This window comes from Priestia flexa NBRC 15715 (genome assembly GCF_001591565.1).
Lineage (GTDB): Bacteria > Bacillota > Bacilli > Bacillales > Bacillaceae_H > Priestia > Priestia flexa.
In genome coordinates this window covers 1-17,213 of sequence record NZ_BCVD01000012.1, presented here as the reverse complement: position 1 = coordinate 17,213, position 17,213 = coordinate 1, and the positions used below count along the sequence as shown (strand labels likewise).

The 17,213-nt window shown below is 37.2% G+C and carries 12 protein-coding genes and 3 tRNA genes; 1 reads left to right on the top strand and 14 read right to left on the bottom strand.

Annotated elements, in window-relative coordinates; translation table 11 throughout:
• Positions 1-164: 164 nt before the first annotated feature.
• The 6 genes from menC to BFL01S_RS03580 all read right to left on the bottom strand — a co-directional run bounded on the left by menC (position 165) and on the right by BFL01S_RS03580 (position 7,599).
• Entirely contained in the window at positions 165-1,271 is a 1,107-nt protein-coding gene (gene menC / locus BFL01S_RS03605; protein ID WP_035321466.1) for an o-succinylbenzoate synthase, read from the bottom strand.
• Complete coding sequence (locus BFL01S_RS03600) at positions 1,268-2,737, bottom strand: o-succinylbenzoate--CoA ligase (protein WP_061784911.1); 1,470 nt, start codon at positions 2,735-2,737, stop codon at positions 1,268-1,270. Before BFL01S_RS03600 ends, menC begins: the two co-directional genes overlap by 4 nt.
• A 62-nt stretch (positions 2,738-2,799) precedes the next feature.
• On the bottom strand, positions 2,800-3,618 hold the full coding sequence (gene menB / locus BFL01S_RS03595) for a 1,4-dihydroxy-2-naphthoyl-CoA synthase (RefSeq protein ID WP_025911893.1): 819 nt from the start codon (positions 3,616-3,618) through the stop codon (positions 2,800-2,802).
• A complete protein-coding gene (menH, locus tag BFL01S_RS03590; RefSeq protein ID WP_061784910.1) occupies positions 3,615-4,439 on the bottom strand; it encodes a 2-succinyl-6-hydroxy-2,4-cyclohexadiene-1-carboxylate synthase in 825 nt (274 codons plus the stop codon). The genes menB and menH overlap by 4 nt, the downstream gene beginning before the upstream one ends.
• Before the next feature lie 3 nt (positions 4,440-4,442).
• Positions 4,443-6,191 (bottom strand): 2-succinyl-5-enolpyruvyl-6-hydroxy-3-cyclohexene-1-carboxylic-acid synthase, encoded by a 1,749-nt coding sequence (menD, locus tag BFL01S_RS03585; protein WP_061784909.1) that lies wholly within the window; start codon positions 6,189-6,191, stop codon positions 4,443-4,445.
• A complete protein-coding gene (locus BFL01S_RS03580) occupies positions 6,178-7,599 on the bottom strand; it encodes an isochorismate synthase (protein ID WP_061784908.1) in 1,422 nt (473 codons plus the stop codon). The genes menD and BFL01S_RS03580 overlap by 14 nt, the downstream gene beginning before the upstream one ends.
• 368 nt (positions 7,600-7,967) lie before the next feature.
• Between BFL01S_RS03580 and BFL01S_RS03575 the strand changes: the two genes are divergently transcribed.
• Positions 7,968-8,711: a TraR/DksA C4-type zinc finger protein gene (locus tag BFL01S_RS03575; protein ID WP_061784907.1), complete on the top strand. Its 744-nt coding sequence runs from the start codon at positions 7,968-7,970 to the stop codon at positions 8,709-8,711.
• 101 nt (positions 8,712-8,812) lie between these two features.
• Here the strand turns inward: BFL01S_RS03575 and BFL01S_RS03570 are convergent, their stop codons facing one another.
• The 8 genes from BFL01S_RS03570 to BFL01S_RS03535 form a co-directional block, all read right to left on the bottom strand.
• On the bottom strand, positions 8,813-11,224 hold the full coding sequence (locus tag BFL01S_RS03570) for a glycogen/starch/alpha-glucan phosphorylase (protein ID WP_061784906.1): 2,412 nt from the start codon (positions 11,222-11,224) through the stop codon (positions 8,813-8,815).
• 13 nt (positions 11,225-11,237) lie between these two features.
• Positions 11,238-12,668 carry a glycogen synthase GlgA gene (gene glgA, locus BFL01S_RS03565; protein WP_025911887.1) on the bottom strand — a complete coding sequence of 477 codons (1,431 nt, stop codon included), beginning with the start codon at positions 12,666-12,668 and terminating at the stop codon, positions 11,238-11,240.
• The gene (locus tag BFL01S_RS03560; RefSeq protein ID WP_061784905.1) at positions 12,665-13,690 is read right to left on the bottom strand and encodes a GlgC family sugar phosphate nucleotidyltransferase; all 1,026 of its coding nucleotides are present in this window, start codon (positions 13,688-13,690) and stop codon (positions 12,665-12,667) included. The genes glgA and BFL01S_RS03560 overlap by 4 nt, the downstream gene beginning before the upstream one ends.
• A gap of 31 nt (positions 13,691-13,721) precedes the next feature.
• Positions 13,722-14,864, bottom strand: coding sequence for a glucose-1-phosphate adenylyltransferase (locus BFL01S_RS03555; protein ID WP_061784904.1), 1,143 nt, complete (start codon positions 14,862-14,864; stop codon positions 13,722-13,724).
• Positions 14,815-16,749, bottom strand: a complete 1,935-nt coding sequence (glgB, locus tag BFL01S_RS03550) for a 1,4-alpha-glucan branching enzyme (protein WP_061784903.1) — start codon at positions 16,747-16,749, stop codon at positions 14,815-14,817. Before glgB ends, BFL01S_RS03555 begins: the two co-directional genes overlap by 50 nt.
• A 199-nt stretch (positions 16,750-16,948) precedes the next feature.
• Positions 16,949-17,020 (bottom strand) — tRNA-Glu (locus BFL01S_RS03545).
• A gap of 15 nt (positions 17,021-17,035) precedes the next feature.
• Positions 17,036-17,126 (bottom strand) — tRNA-Ser (locus tag BFL01S_RS03540).
• A gap of 7 nt (positions 17,127-17,133) precedes the next feature.
• Positions 17,134-17,208 (bottom strand) — tRNA-Asn (locus tag BFL01S_RS03535).
• Positions 17,209-17,213 lie beyond the last annotated feature (5 nt).

Below are 17,213 nucleotides of genomic sequence, written 5' to 3'. Positions count from 1 at the left end.
CTATTCCATCATAACATGTTTTCTCGGATTGGTTGTACTATTTGATTTATGAAATTTAATCAAACTTTTTTTCACATGACTAGACAGCTGCTATATAAATAAAAAGAAAATTTTTTTAAAAACCGAACTCACAATAAAAAATCCACTTTTAAAGTGGATTTACATTATGCATATGTTTTTTGATATGTGGAAACTTTATTTAAAAATATCCTATCCACCCGATAGCCAATGCCTGGTTCTTTTGGCACATGAATTAACCCATCATCCACTTCTACTTCTGGAAGAATGACATCTTTGTTCCAATAGCGTGAAGAAGCTGAAATGTCTCCAGGTATCGTGAAATTCTCTAATGAAGCTAATGCAATATTATGAGCTCTTGATATACCCGATTCCAGCATTCCCCCTACCCATAGTCGAACATTACTTTTCTGGCACAAGTCATGAATTCGTTTTGCTTCTGTTAAGCCGCCTACCCGTCCAACTTTTACATTAATAACTTGACAGCTCCCTAACTCAATTGCTTTTCTAGCATCATCATAAGACACAATGCTTTCATCTAAGCAAACGGGCGTGCGTAGCTGCTGTTGTAAATGACGGTGATCGATAATATCACTAGAATCTAATGGCTGTTCAATCATCATAAGGTCAAATTCATCTAGCTTTTGAAGCAAATTCAAATCATTTAAGGAGTAAGCAGAGTTTGCATCTACCATCAGCGGCAGTTTTGGATAATGATTTCTAATTTGCTTAATAAGGTCATAATCAGCTCCAGGCTTAATCTTTACTTTAAAACGTTTATATCCAGCTTTCAAGTGTTCATCTATTTTATGAACCATCTTATGAATATCATCGAGTCCAACTACTACACCAGCTTCTACAGCTTCTTTTGTGCCACCAAGAGCTTGAGATAGAGACTTATTGTTCTTCTTAGCAAACAAATCCCACACCGCACAATCTATTGCTGCTTTACTCATATGGTTTCGCTTAATCGGATTAAATATTTCCTGTAGGTCTAAAGGCGTCGTTAATCGCTTTCCAATTAAAGCCGGAAGTAAAAAATCATTGAGCATATGAAAGCACGTTTGGATGGTTTCTTCTGTGTACCAAGGAGTTGAAAATGCTACCACTTCTCCCCAGCCTGCTTCACCGCTTATATCTTCTACTTCTAAAAGAAGCAGTTCTCGATTTGTCACAGTTCCATAACTAGTTGAAAACGGTGATAATAGGTTCAATTCAATAGCATGAATGGTTGCTTTATGGATTTCAATCATAGTTGACGCCCCTGTTCTATACGCTGAGGTAATTTTCGTCTAATAATTTTATTGGAAGCGGTTCTTGGTAGATCATCAACAATAAAATAATACTTTGGTACTTTATAATTGGCTAACATCGACTGACAATATGCCTGTAACTCTTCTTTTTTTATTGGCGATGTAACTACTAAAAAAGCTGCTGGAACTTGTCCCCACTGTTTATGAGGCAGCCCTGTAACCCCGGCTTCTGCAATAAGTGGGTGCTTTAATAGAGTGCTCTCAATTTCTGCTGGATAGATATTTTCTCCACCTGAAATAATTAAATCTGATCTTCTATCTAATACGTATAAAAATCCATCTTCATCAAGTTTGCCGATATCTCCTGTATAAAACCAACCATTTTTTATTGCTTTGTCTGTTTCTTCTGGTTTATTAAGGTACCCAGACGTTACGTTAGGGCCTTTCACAGCAATTTCACCTTCTATACCATTCATTACTTCCTCACCGTTAGCATTTACAATCTTAAGCTGGCAAGGCATCAGGGGCTTTCCTGCAGATCCAAGTTTTTGAATACTATCTTCTGGAGCTAACGTTACAAACTGAGAAGAAGTCTCTGTCATGCCATACGTCTGGTAGACAGGGATTCCTTTCTCTATACAGTCGTCCAAGAGAACTCTTGGCACGGGACCTCCTCCTGCTAACATGCAGCGAAATGATTCAGGATATTTTCTGCCACCTAGTTCCTTTAACATTTGGGTCAGCATCGAAGTTACGACCGACATAATGGTCACACCTTTTGTTTCAATAGCAGCGTTTGCTTGTATAGCTTCAAACTTTGAGTGTAATACAATTCTCATCCCATAAATAACATTTCTCATTAAAATAGAAAAACCGCTAATATGAAACAAAGGCACAGCAACGAGCCAGCAGTCATTTGTCTGAAGTCCAAGGTTTAGGGATGACCCAGTAGCACTCCACCAGTGATTTCCATAAGACTGCATAACTCCTTTTGGGTTACCTGTAGTACCTGACGTATACATAATTGTATACGTATCATTTAAATCATACTGAGATTGAAGCACAATTTCTTTTTCGTGTCGATAGATAAGGTCTTGTAGCTGAATTAGTTCTGTTCCTGAAAGCAGTATGGTTTCTTCATAACTCTCATCCACAACAAGAAAGTTCGCTTTTGCATCGCTACATTGATACTGAATCTCTTGCTGCTTTAAACGCGTATTGAGTAATAGTGCTTTTGCTCCTATATAAGCTAAAGCATGAATTAATTCAATATATTCTATTCGGTTCTTCATATATATAGCAACTGTGTGACCTTTTTTTATCCCATAGCTCGCTAATTGAAAAGCTCGCTTCACCACTCGTTTATGCAGCTGTAAAAATGTAATCGATTCCGCTTCTAAGTCCACCGCAACTCGGTTAGGTGTTACTTTCGCTCGTTGACTTAACCAATTAGGTAACAAATTCATGCTTCTATTCTCCTTTCCATAGAAAAAACAGCTTGATGAATGTCATCAAGCTGTTTTGAGCATTATGGGAAACGTGGGAACTGTTTGAAGTCTGGGTTGCGCTTTTCTTTGAATGCGTCACGACCCTCTTTTGCTTCATCAGTTGTGTAATATAAAAGCGTAGCGTCTCCAGCAAATTGCTGTATACCAGCTAATCCATCTGTATCAGCATTAAATGCAGCTTTTAAGAAACGTAGAGCTGTTGGGCTCTTTTCTAACATTTCTTCACACCATTTAATTGTTTCTGCTTCTAGCTCTTCTAATGGTACAACAGTGTTAACAAGTCCCATTTCAAGTGCCTCTTGCGCATTGTATTGACGGCATAGATACCAAATTTCACGCGCTTTTTTATGACCAACAATACGCGCTAAATAGCCTGAACCATATCCAGCGTCAAAGCTTCCAACTTTTGGACCCGTTTGGCCAAAAATTGCATTATCTGCAGCAATTGTTAAGTCACATACGATATGTAAAACATGACCTCCACCGATTGCATAGCCTGAAACCATCGCAACAACTGGTTTTGGAATAACGCGAATTAATCGCTGTAAGTCTAATACGTTTAAGCGAGGAATTTCGTCTTCCCCTACATAACCACCATGCCCGCGTACTTTTTGGTCTCCACCAGAACAAAATGCTTTGTCTCCAGCACCAGCTAGCACAATTACACCAACGCTTGAATCATCACGCGCATATGCAAAAGCATTAATTAATTCCATTACCGTTTTTGGACGGAAAGCATTTCGTACTTCTGGACGATTAATTGTAATTTTTGCAATTCCATTATATGTTTCATACAAAATATCTTCATAATTACGTTGAGATACCCATTCAACTGTCATCTTTCTTCCTCCTCATGTTGTGATAAAAACTCACTTACTATTTTACCAAAAATTCTTGGTTGTTCCACATGAATTGCGTGGCCAGTGTTTAAAACAACTTTATACCTACAAAATTTGAGCTGGTTAGACATGTCTTTTGCGATTTCACAAAATTTCTGATCAAGTTCACCTGTAATTAACAGGACAGGAAGCAACAAGGTATGTAACTTCTCCCAATAAGATTGTTGAGCTCCAGTTCCCATACCAATTAGACTATTTGCTAACCCGAGCTTACATTGAGCCAACCTCTCTTGACGAACTAGTGCTTGATCTTTTTCAGGCATGCGCTTTTGAGTTTTAAACATGGGGATGCTTTCCCAGTAGTCCACAAACTTCAACACACCTTGCTCCCTAATGAACGCAGCTAATTCTTCATCAGCAGCTTGCCTTGCCATTCGCTCCGGCTGTGTTTTTAAGCCCGGTGATCCACTCTCTAGAATGAGCGCTTTCACTCGTTCTGGATAATGAATGGAAAATGCCAACGCTAGACGCGCTCCCATTGAATAGCCAAGAACAAAGGCCTTTTCAATTCGGAGCCTATCTAGAAGACTTACAATAACGTTCATCATCTGAGTCATTTTATATGGAGCTACATCGCTAGGGGAATCTGTCTTTCCATGTCCAATAATATCAATTGTAATAACCTCATAATAACGTGCCCAAGACTTCGTAAATGTACTCCAAGTTTGAGAGGAACCTGTAAAGCCATGCAATAACAAAAGGGGAGTTCCTTTCCCTTGTACTTCAACATGGTACGAAACATCTTCATATCTATAATACATCTCTTATTCCTCAAATTCAGACAAATTTATTACCTGGGAAACGTCACTCCAGATTTCACGATGTATTTCGACATTTTCTTTGCGAGCTGTTGGCACTTCAATAATGTGCAAGCCACCCTCTTTAAACGAAGCTTTTAATGCGCAGTGAAGCTCATCTGCTGTATAGGCTCTACTAAATGTACCCTCATATAACTTTGCAGCATGTTCAAACTGTAGACCTGTTGGCGTACCGAATAAAAACTCAAAATGCTTCTCTTCTTTTGACTGAGGTAAAAATGAAAAGATTCCCCCGCCATCATTGTTAATGAGCACGACTGTTAAGTTAAGATTATGCATTTTAGCAGCGAGCAAGCCGTTTAAATCATGGTAAAAAGATAAGTCCCCAATTAAAAGTACAGTATGTTCATATTCCGTGCTAACACCTAAAGCTGATGAAACAACACCATCAATGCCATTAGCACCGCGATTTGCAAATAAGTGAATTGGTTTATCTGTCGCAAAGAAAAACGAATCTACATCTCTTATTGGCATTGAGTTGCCAATAAACAAAGCCGAATTAGCTGGTAAAAGCTTTGATAGTTCCTGTACAATGCTACCTTCAAACCACTTATCTTGTAAGTTGATTTTTAACGAATCCTTAACCTGCTTATTTAATTCAATCCACTTTTCACTCCATGAATTAGAAGATTTCTTACTTCCTATATACTTTGGTAATTCACGAGCGAATAACCCTTCGTTGCACTGAATCATATGCGTTGAGCGAAGTGTAGGATCTCGCCATCCATTACTTTCATCTACTACAAAAACAGCTTTTGGCTCATACGCTTTTAAAAATAAAGTCAAACCCTTTGATACAGGCATGGCACCAAACCGAATGACAACTTCTGGCTTCAATAGCGGTTGAATTCCTTCTTTTTTCAAAAAAGAATCGTACGTATCGATAACGAGATTTTTAGCATGATCACCGCTTCTCATCTGCGAGAGTGGATCCGCAATAATTGGAAATTGAAGATAATTTGCTAACTCTACAATAGCCTGTTTATCTTCCCCCTTTAGCTGATCTCCACATATGATCAAACCTTTTGTTTCGTCTTTTATGAACTGACCAATATGCGCAAAAGCTTGACTAGAAAGCATTGGATTTCCCTTATTAAACGAAACGTACGAGTTGTCACGCTCATGTAAGCTCCATAAATTTTCTAAAGAAAGATTTGGAACAATTGGTTCACGAAGCGGCATGTTAATATGAACAGGACCTTTTGGAGCACCAGCTGAAACGCTAACAGCTCTTCCAGCCACAGTTCGAATATAACGAATTGCCTCTTCCGCAGCTTCTGGTAAAGCTGTATCCACAAACCACTTTGCATAATGACTAAATAAGTATTGTTGATTAATTGCCTGTGGAGCTCCTACCTCACGCAGTTCATGCGGACGATCTGCCGTAATGACAAGTAGAGGAACCCTTGAGTGATGTGCTTCGACAACTGCTGGAAAATAATTTGCAGCAGCTGTTCCAGATGTACAAACAAGCGCAACAGGCTGATTTTTTGCTTTTGCCATACCTAAAGCAAAAAATCCAGCCGAGCGCTCATCAATATTTAAATGAACTTTTATCTTTTCATGCTCAGACATTAACATAGCAATCGGTGTTGAGCGAGAACCAGGGCTTACCACAACATGATTTACACCTAATTTAGCTAGTTCGTCTACAAAAGCTGCTACGTAAGCAGTTAACTGATCAGTATGGTCCACTTGCTATACCCCCTAAAGCTGATAGCATTGGATTAAATTTAATCGTTGTTTCTTCGTATTCACTCTCAGGTGTCGAATCTGCTACAATCCCACACCCTGCAAAAAGCATCGCTTGTTGTCGTTCAATTACACCTGAACGAATCCCAACAATAAACTCTCCGTTACCGTTAATATCAATCCACCCAATTGGAGCTGCATACCATCCACGATCGAACGGCTCTAACTTTCGAATAATGGACAAGGATTCTTTTTGCGGATATCCTCCTAGAGCAGGTGTTGGGTGGAGCTCTTTCAACAGAGAAAACAATGTCACACCTTTCTTGATTTTACCTCGTACAGGTGTATAGAGATGTTGGATATGCTTCGTTTTATACAATGTTGGCTGCATAGGTATTTCTACTTCCATACAATAGGCGTCCATCGCTTCTTTAATCATATGCACGACCACGTCATGCTCAATTAAATTTTTTTGGTCATTTAAAAGCTCATCACCTAGAAGCGCATCTTCTTTACGTGTTTTTCCTCGCTTAATGGAACCCGCTAAACAAGTTGAAAAAACATAGTCTCCTTCTTTCTGCACCAAACGCTCTGGAGATGCACCAACAAAATGTTGGTTTTCATTCTCAAAAATGAAGGTGTAGCTTGTAGGCTGCTCTCTCAGTAAACGCTGAATAACGTACTCTGTCGAAATTGCTTCAGTAAATGTTGCTTTTAACTGTCGAGCTAGCACGACTTTTTCAATTTTTTCTTGTTGAATTAAGGAAGTAGCATTTTGAACATTTTTTGTAAACCTTTGTACATCAATTTCTTCTTTTGTTAATAGTAAAGGTGATGAGTAACTACTGCCATCATACTCTTGATTTATTAACAATCCTTCAAGCTCTTCAATGTGCTTAAGGTGATCTTGTATATTGTCTTCACCACTTACTTTAATGTTTATACTTAGATACCCATTTCCATCTGCCTCTGTATACAGAACAGAAGGAATTACAAATTTACTATTGGAAAAATCCGTCCAATAGCTGTCCTTTTTTTGATAAGGATCAAATGAGAATCCTCCAAAAAGCAGAGGACCTGTACCATTTGGAAATTCTACGTTATTTGTATATAAAATATCTTTTTTAAAGCGCTTCCATTGTTTTTCTGTATCAAAAAAACGCGCAGACCCTTCTTTGGAAGACAGCGTATAAGCTCTTCCTAATCCAACGAACGTGTACTGTTGGTTCGGATCTCTCCAAAAGAAACGTTCTTTACAAAACTGTCTATAGCCGTTTGCATAAAAAATAAGGGGGTCAATAGGTCTTACTTTTTTGACTACGCTGACAAGTTTTGTATTACTTTCATTTCTGGCACATTCAATTGCCTTTGATAAATGATCATGTATTAACTGTTCAGTTATTGCAATCACACTACGTCCCCCCGTTTATAATCTCGTAAGTCTTTAACCAATTTATTATAAACTTTCGTTGTAAAAAAATCTAGTTTGACAACTGAATTCCTTTGATAAGATTGTATCATATCTCATCAGAAGTTAACGAGTTTGTGCTCTTGGTTTCTGCGTTACGTGATATAACTACGGAAAGTATCAACTCTCCTTCATCATTGAAAGTATCTACCACCTAGTTTTTCCATAACTAATGGAAGAAGTCATTACACATTTCATCATAAATGCCAATCATTTCACATGTGAAACACGATAGAGCTTAATTTTTTTAAATCATTTAACACATAATAATGTGGAATTGAGTAATTCAAGGGAAAAGGGAGAGAATTTTTATGATTTCCAACAAGCAGCTAAACCAATTAAGGGACGTATTATTAACTGAGCAGGAAAACTTACTAAACCAGTTAAAAGATAATAATGATTTTGGATTAACATCCCAAAGTTTACATGATTCAACAGGGGAGTTATCAAGTTATGATAACCACCCTGGAGATATGGCGAGTGAAATTTATGAACGGGAAAAAGACATTGCATTATATGAACATACACGGGAAGAGCTAGAGGAAATTAAGACTGCTTTAAATGCGATGGAGGCAACCACATATGGAAAATGTAAAACATGTGGGAAGGATATTAGCTTTGAACGACTAGAAGCAGTTCCTACCACGTTGTATTGTAAAGAGCATAGTCCATCTCAGGAAACATCACACCAAAGACCTATCGAAGAATTAAATCTTCGTCATCCATTTGGACAATACGACCTGGACACTTCCGGAGCAACTGAATATGACGCAGAAGATTCTTGGCAAGACGTAGAGAGGTATGGAACGTCTGAGTCCCCATCTGATTTTGAAGGAGATATTTCTTCTTATAACGACACATATATTGAGCATGACGAAAACGTCGGTTATGTAGAAGACTATGAGAACTTTGTAGGTACTGATTTATATGGAAAAGAAATTGTTGTCTATCCGTCCAAGCAGCATGAAGAGTATGAGCAAAGCTTAGATGAAGAAGGCATCATGACCACTTTTGGTGACCTCCCTTCTCACGAGAAAGAACATTATACAGATTAACAGGAGTAGCGTAATACTCCTGTTTTTTTATGTTGAATATACCTTTAAGGGAATTTCTTAAGTGGTGACAATAGATAAAAAGGAGCCTAAAGGCTCCTTTTTTAGTATGATAATATTTGTTTTGATGAATTAATCTCCCAAATTTCCTTTGCATATTCTGATATTGTGCGATCACTAGAGAAATAACCTGATTGAGCAATGTTTAACGCACTCATTTCAAACCACTTGTCTTTGTCACCATATGCTTGATTTACTTTTTCCTGTGCTTGAACGTAGGACGCAAAGTCTCTCAGTACATAGTATTCATCATTTTGCATTAACAAAGAATCATAAATTGGCTCAAATAAATCATAAGTATTCTTAAAAAAGCCGTTTATAAGCTGCTCTAACACTTTTTTGATTCGTTGATCATGATGGTAATAATCAAATGAACGATACCCACCGTTTTGTTGATAGTGTAGAACTTCCTCGGATGATAAGCCAAAGATAAACATATTATTTTCTCCAACAACTTCCGCAATTTCTACGTTTGCTCCATCCATTGTTCCAACGGTTAAAGCACCGTTCATCATAAATTTCATATTCCCTGTTCCTGATGCTTCTTTACTAGCAGTTGAGATTTGTTCACTAACATCCGCTGCTGTAAACACATCTTCAGCTAAAGAAACACGGTAGTTTTCGAGAAAAACAACTTTTAAAAACGGCGATGTGACGGGATCACTATTTACTACATCAGCCACTGAGTTAATTAACTTAATAACCTTCTTAGCATAATAATATCCTGGGGAAGCTTTTGCCCCAAAGATGAACGTTCTCGGTACAATTTTAAAGTTAGAATCCTCTTTTAAACGATTGTACAGGTACATAATATGAAGTACATTTAGCAACTGTCGCTTATAAGCATGCAGTCTCTTCACCTGCACATCAAAGATTGATTGTGGATTTATTTCAATACCAGTTTGCTTTTTGATAACTTCGCTTAAAATATCTTTTCGCTGTTGCTTTACTTTTTTTAATTGGTCTTTAAAATTTTTATCTTGAGCATAAGGTTCCAACTGTTTTAATGCGTAAGGGTTTTTCACCCATTCATCACCAATGGTTTCATTGAGAAGTATTGATAATTCTGGATTCGCCTTTAACAGCCATCGTCTATGAGTAATACCATTTGTTTTATTAATAAATTTCTGTGGATAGAAATCAAAGAAGTTTTTCATTTCTCGCTTTTTCAAAATATCGGTGTGTATTTTAGCTACACCGTTTACTTTATGGCTGCCTACAATAGCTAAATGAGCCATTTTCACCATATCATGTGCGATAATTGCCATATCCTCAATTCTTTTCCATTGATAAGGATATCGTTTCCACAACTCTTCACAAAAGCGCTGGTTAATTTCTTCCACAATCATATAAATGCGAGGAAGAAGTGGCTTAAATAAATGAATTGGCCATTTTTCTAAAGCTTCAGATAACGTTGTATGATTCGTATATGAGATTGTTTGTGTAGTAATATGCCAAGCATCATCCCAGCTAAGCTTTTCCTCATCTAATAGAATGCGCATAAGCTCTGGTATAGCTAATACAGGGTGAGTGTCATTAATATGAATAGCTACTTTTTCATGTAGATTGGCAAGCGTCCCGTATACGATACGATGTGAACGAACAATACTTTGCAAACTAGCTGATACAAGAAAATATTGCTGCTTTAACCTTAAAATTTTACCATCTTCATGGGTGTCATCTGGATATAAAAATTCAGAGACTGCTTCCGTTTCTCTTTTATACTGCATTACGTCTTTATGTACTGGAAATGAGGCAGGTTCTGCATTCCAAAGTCGAAGCGTATTCACTGTAGTCGTGTCATAACCTACTACAGGAATGTCGTACGGCACAGCTAAAATAGACTCTCCGTTAATATGTCGAAATGCTAGTTTGCCATTATCACTGTAATATTCAACATCTCCCCAGAAGTTCACTTCAATGGATTGATCAACTTTCCTCACTTCCCAAGAGTTACCGTGGCGAAGCCATTGTTCAGGTAACTCTACTTGAAAGCCATCCACAATCTTTTGATCGAATAACCCATGCTTATATCGAATTCCACATCCATGCCCTGGTAAATTTAAAGAGGCTAAAGAATCTAAAAAGCAAGCAGCTAACCGGCCCAATCCACCATTCCCTAACCCAGCATCTGCTTCAATTTCCTCAATCTCTTCTAGTGAAATATTTAAATCCTTTAACCCTTCTTCAACTACTTCTTTTATTCCAAGATTAAGTAAGTTTTGTCCTAATAGCCTGCCTAATAGAAATTCAATCGATAGATAATACACTTGTTTTGAGTGATTTGATCTCTGAGCCTCATTAGTAGCAATCCAATCACTACTAATATACTCTCTCACCATATTTCCTAACGTATGGTATTGATCTTGTACCGTCGATTCTTTGAAGCTTTTCCCATAAGTCATTTCTAACTTTTTTAAAAATACTTTTTGAAAGCTTTCTTTATTAGAGAACAAGCTTATCACCCTTTCAAGATGAAATAGATGTTAAGTTCGCATATAGTTGATTGTATTTAAATGCCGATTGCGCCCAGCTATAATCTTGACTCATAGCGTCTCGCATTAATTTCTCCCATACGTCCTTATCATTGTAAAAGGAAATTGCCCTTTCAATTGTGTAAAGCATATCGTGAGCGTTATAGTTTGCAAAAGTAAATCCGTTTCCTTCGTAGGTATACTCATTATACGAAAGGACCGTATCGTTTAGCCCACCTGTTTCTCTAACGATGGGTATTGCACCATAGCGTAACGCAATTAATTGACCTAATCCACATGGCTCAAACTTTGAAGGCATTAAAAATAAATCTGATCCTGCATACACTTTATGCGCTAGCGCTTCATTAAAACCAATAATTGCTTTTACCTGATTGGGATACTGAGATTCCATCTCTTTAAAAAATGATTCAAATTCTGCTTCACCTGTTCCCAGTATAACAACCTGCGCATCTAAACGAATTATTTCATGAAAAACATGCTTTACAAGATCTAACCCTTTTTGCTTTGTTAATCGCGTGACCATTGAAACAAGTGGAACATCATTTCTCACATCTAATCCAAGGTATGCTTGTAAATCTTCTTTATTCTTATACTTACCTGCTAAATCTTGAGCTGAGTAGTTAAATGCAATTAATTCATCATTTTCCGGATTATAGGCTTGGTCATCAATACCATTTACAATCCCTATCAAATCCTGGTCTCGTTGTCTTAGTAACCCATCTAACTTTTCACCATAATAAGGCATTTGGATTTCATTTCGATAAGTTGGGCTCACTGTCGTAATTTTATCCGCAGAGACAATGCCGCCTTTCATAAAATTTAAATTGCCATAAAACTCTAACTGGTTGGACGTAAAATGATACTCATTTAAGTTTAATAGCTCATATAAATTCTGCTTTGGAAAGATACCCTGAAATTGTAAGTTATGAATGGTGAATACTGTCTCAATATGGTCATACATACTATATTGTGCTCTTAATAGAAACGGAATCATGGCTGTATGCCAGTCATGACAATGAATAATATCCGGCTCATTTACTAGAGTTGGAATAGCCTCTAGTACCGCTTTGGAGAAAAAAGCAAAGCGCTCCGCATCATCATAATGACCGTACAGACTATCTCTTTTAAAATAGTATTCATTATCGATAAAAATGTACTGAGTACCATTCATTTCTAGCGTATAAATCCCACAATATTGTCTTCTCCAGCCAACTTGGACGTAGATCACTTTTTCTAGAGTCATCTGCTCACTGTACTTCTCAGAAATCAAGCTATACTTAGGCATAATCACGGACACGTTAGTACCCAACTGCTTCAATTCTTTAGGCAAAGCACCAGCTACGTCTGCTAATCCCCCTGTTTTAATAAAGGGTACACATTCTGACACTGCAAATAATACATTCACGAATTCATCAACGCTCCTTGAACTGTTCCTTTTGCTAATACTCTTGGTAGATTAGGTTCACCATTCAACTCTTCATGACTACCTATTTTTACATCTTTATCTAAAACAACATAGTTTAATACACTATTCTCAAGAATAGCTCCTTTTTGCATCACGATACTATTTTTAACAACTGCACCTTTTCCTATCTTTACTCCTCGGAAAATAATACTATTTTCCACATGCCCTTCAATAACGCAACCGTTAGCAATCATTGAATTTTTCACGACAGCTGTTTTTGCATAGCGTGTTGGAGGTTCATCTTTTGTTTTTGTATAGACTGGACGAGTTCTTAAAAATAGCTGCTTCCACGTTTCTGCAGATAAAATATCCATACTAGCTTTATAATAGGCTTCTAGCGAATCTACTTGAGAAAGGTACCCATTTTGCTCATACGTGATCACTTTCGAGGACGAAGAAAGATAGTGTACGAGCTCTGTAATCGTATCAAAGTCTTGGGTTTCATTTTGTAGGATATCAAGTAACGCTTTTTTATTAATAATGTATATATTTAGAGGTGTATTACCGTTCACTACTGACGTTACAACTGCACCTTGAGCTACATGACGCTTTAATACTTGGTTAAAATCAATGGTACAAATGGTATAGCTGTTTGCAATAATAACGTAATCTTGTTTACTTCGAAGGAAATAATCAATATGATAGCGGAATTGAGCAATTAGCGATGGGTCTTCTAATTTTAAATCGTTTTTTACAGGTGGAAAAATGAATAGACCATCTCTTTTTCGGTCTAAATCCCACTCCTTGCCTGAACCAATATGGTCGGTAAGAGCACGATAGCGATTTTTCGGAAATATAGCTACGCTTTGCACACCAGAATTAACCATGTTTGATAGCATAAAATCAATTAATCGGTAGCGTCCTGCAAATGGAACAGCCGCAATTGAACGATAAAAAGTTAATGGTTGTAAGGAGCTCGTAGTTGTGCAAGCATCAATAATGCCTAGCATTTGATTATTCAATGTAGTTCATCCTCTCTGTTAATTAAATGCGTTATGAAATGGACTCTAACAGTTCATTCGTCACTAAAATAACTTCTTCTTTTCCCTTGGTTGGCTTAATAATTGTTCCATCTGGAATAATTACGTCTGACGGAATAATAGCATTTTCAATATATACGTTTACGCCAACCTTTGCTGATGGCATCACAACGCTTCGCTTTATTTCTGAACCACTACCAATTTGTACACCTGGAAATAACACGGAACGTTCAATACTACCTTCAACTACGCAGCCTTCATTGACTAATGATTCTACGACGCATGCTGTTGGAGCAATGTATTGAGGGGGTTGACTCGGATTTACGGAATAGACCTTCCACGAAGAGTCAAATAAATTGAGCTCATCACTTTCATCTAATAAATCCATATTTGCTTCCCATAGACTCTTAACCGTTCCTACATCCTTCCAATATCCTTTAAATGGATATGCCATTAAACGCTTTTTCTCTTCTAACAATAGCGGAATGACATCTTTTCCGAAGTCATGACTAGAATAAGGGTTACGTGCATCCATTTCTAAATATTCTTTAAGAATATTCCATTTAAAAATATAAATACCCATAGATGCCAAGTTATTTTTTGGATACTGTGGCTTTTCATCAAATTCTTGAACTTCTAAGGCTTCATTTGTATTTAAAATTCCAAACCTACTTGCTTCATCCCAAGGAACTTCAATTACTGAGATAGATACATCTGCTTCTTTTTCAATATGATAATCTAGCATACTTTCATAATTCATTTTGTAAATATGGTCTCCTGATAAAATTAACACATACTCAGGCTCATACTGGCATAGGTAGTTTAGGTTTTCATAAATAGCGCTAGCAGTTCCTTTATACCACTTTACCCCTGATGACTCTGAATAAGGAGGTAATACAGTAACGCCTCCGTTTCTTCTATCTAAGTCCCAAGCGCTTCCAATACCAATGTAAGAGTGTAAGAGTAAAGGCTGGTACTGCGTTAAAATTCCAACTGTTTCAATCCCAGAGTTGGAGCAATTGCTTAGCGCAAAATCAATAATTCGATACTTCCCACCAAATGGAACAGCTGGCTTTGCTAAATTTTTTGTAAGCGAACTTAATCGACTACCTTTTCCTCCTGCCAACAACATCGCTACGCACTTCTTTTTTAACATTGTTTCTTCTCTCCCCCCGTTTTTTCTTTGTTCTCATGATGCTAATCCCAAAGGGTGGTACATCCATTTCAATATGAAATGGTAGACCATGAAATCCTTCTTCGATTACTTTTAAAGGTTTTGGGTTAACAACTCCAGAACCTCCAAAATCAACATGATCACTATTGATGACCTCAACATATTCTGTGTTTAGAGGAACACCTACTTTATATGCATGATATGGAACATCTGAGAAGTTACATACCACAACAAGCTTATCTTGACTATTTGTTGATGTTCGAATAAATGAAAAGATTTTTTGTTCTCGATTATTCACATCAATCCAAGAGAAACCCTCTTCTTGATGATCTAATTCATAAAGTGGTTTACTTCGTTTATAAATCTTAAGAAGTTCTTTGAAATAGCTATTTAAACTTTGGTGCATATCAAAGTCATATAGCTGCCAATCTAAATCACTTGCGTCTTTCCACTCATCAAACTGACCAAATTCTCCGCCCATAAATAGCAATTTTTTGCCAGGATGAGCAATAAAATAACCGTATAATAACCGAAGCTGTGCAAATTTCCTCCAATAGTCTCCAGGCATTTTATTTAACAATGATTTCTTTCCATGAACTACTTCATCATGAGAGAATGGTAAAATAAAGTTTTCATTAAAGGCATACATTAAAGAGAAAGTCATTTTTTCATGAAGATTTGCTCTTTGATGAATGTCGGCTTCCATATAAGTTAAAACATCGTTCATCCAGCCCATGTTCCATTTATAATTAAAACCTAGCCCACCGTCATATGTGGGAGCCGTAACTAATGGCCAATCCGTTGAATCTTCAGCCATCATTAAGATAGTCGAATCATAAGCAAAAACCGCCTCATTCAGCTTTCTTAAGAATTGAACAGCATATTGATTCTCAACCAATTCATGAGAATTTGGCCAATATAACATATTAGCAACAGCATCGACTCTAAAACCATCAATGTGAAAGTATTCTAACCAAAAAAGTGCATTTGATATTAAGAAACTTTGTACTTCCGGTTTACCTAAGTCAAAATTAGCCGTGCCCCATGTATAGTTTTCGCGATCTAATTCGTTCTTATATTCATACGTGGGTGAACCATCAAACATATATAATCCATGCGCATCTTTACAAAAATGCCCTGGAACCCAATCTAAAAGAACACCTATGCTGCTTTGATGACACTGGTCAATAAAATACATTAAATCATGTGGTGAACCGTATCGACTGGTTGCAGAAAAATAACCAGTTCCTTGGTACCCCCAAGATTTATCGAGCGGATGCTCAACTAGAGGTAATAGTTCGATATGAGTAAACCCTTGTTCTATTACATAAGGAATTAACTCTTCAGCTAACTCACGATACGTATATAGTTCACCATCCTCATGAACTTTCCATGAACCAGCATGTAATTCGTAAATACACATAGGCTTTTCATAAATAGTTTGTTGTTTCTTCTTACGTTTCCAATACTGATCTCCCCACTTGTACCCTTCTAAATAATAAATTTTAGAAGCAGTATCGGGTCTTACTTCACTATGAAAAGCATAAGGATCAGCTTTTAGTAGTTTTGTTCCATCACGAGTTGTAATTTCATATTTATAAATCATATTCTCTTCAAGATACGGAATGAATATTGTCCATATCCCTTCAGAATTTAATCGCTCTAGCCGGTGATTCAAACCGTTCCATTCATTAAAATCACCCACAATACTTACTGCAGAAGCATTAGGAGCCCAGACAGAAAAACGTACTCCCTCTGTGCTGTTTATTGTTAACTTATGTGCCCCAAAAAGCTTATAACTATGAAATAAATTTCCTTCGTGATAAAGATGGATGTCAAAATCAGTAGGTTGAACAGTCGAATTCAAAAATACCCCTCCTTGATAACAATTAACCTAGTAAATAAACCTTTCTTCTATCATTTCTATTATCTAATTTACATTCCATAAAGCAGCTGTTTTTTCCTTCTTTTCTGAATATTTTTACGAAAATAAAAAAACCATCTATTTATTAGACGGTTTTCAAATAAATAAAAAAGGTTTGCATTTATGCAAACCTTTTTAGATATGACCCGTACGGGATTCGAACCCGTGTTACCGCCGTGAAAGGGCGGTGTCTTAACCACTTGACCAACGGGCCATTATTAAAATTGACTGGCGGAGAAGGAGGGATTTGAACCCTCGCGCCGCTTACGCGACCTACACCCTTAGCAGGGGCGCCTCTTCAGCCTCTTGAGTACTTCCCCAATATAATGGCTCCACAGGTAGGACTCGAACCTACGACCGATCGGTTAACAGCCGATTGCTCTACCACTGAGCTACTGTGGAATAAT

Excerpts from the sequence above, each read along its gene's own strand:
- BFL01S_RS03600 (WP_061784911.1), bottom strand. The coding sequence starts at position 2,737 with ATGAATTTGTTACCTAATTGGTTAAGTCAACGAGCGAAAGTAACACCT.
- menB (WP_025911893.1), bottom strand. The coding sequence starts at position 3,618 with ATGACAGTTGAATGGGTATCTCAACGTAATTATGAAGATATTTTGTAT.
- menH (WP_061784910.1), bottom strand. The coding sequence starts at position 4,439 with ATGTATTATAGATATGAAGATGTTTCGTACCATGTTGAAGTACAAGGG.
- menC (WP_035321466.1), bottom strand. The coding sequence starts at position 1,271 with ATGATTGAAATCCATAAAGCAACCATTCATGCTATTGAATTGAACCTA.
- BFL01S_RS03555 (WP_061784904.1), bottom strand. The coding sequence starts at position 14,864 with ATGTTAAAAAAGAAGTGCGTAGCGATGTTGTTGGCAGGAGGAAAAGGT.
- BFL01S_RS03575 (WP_061784907.1), top strand. The coding sequence starts at position 7,968 with ATGATTTCCAACAAGCAGCTAAACCAATTAAGGGACGTATTATTAACT.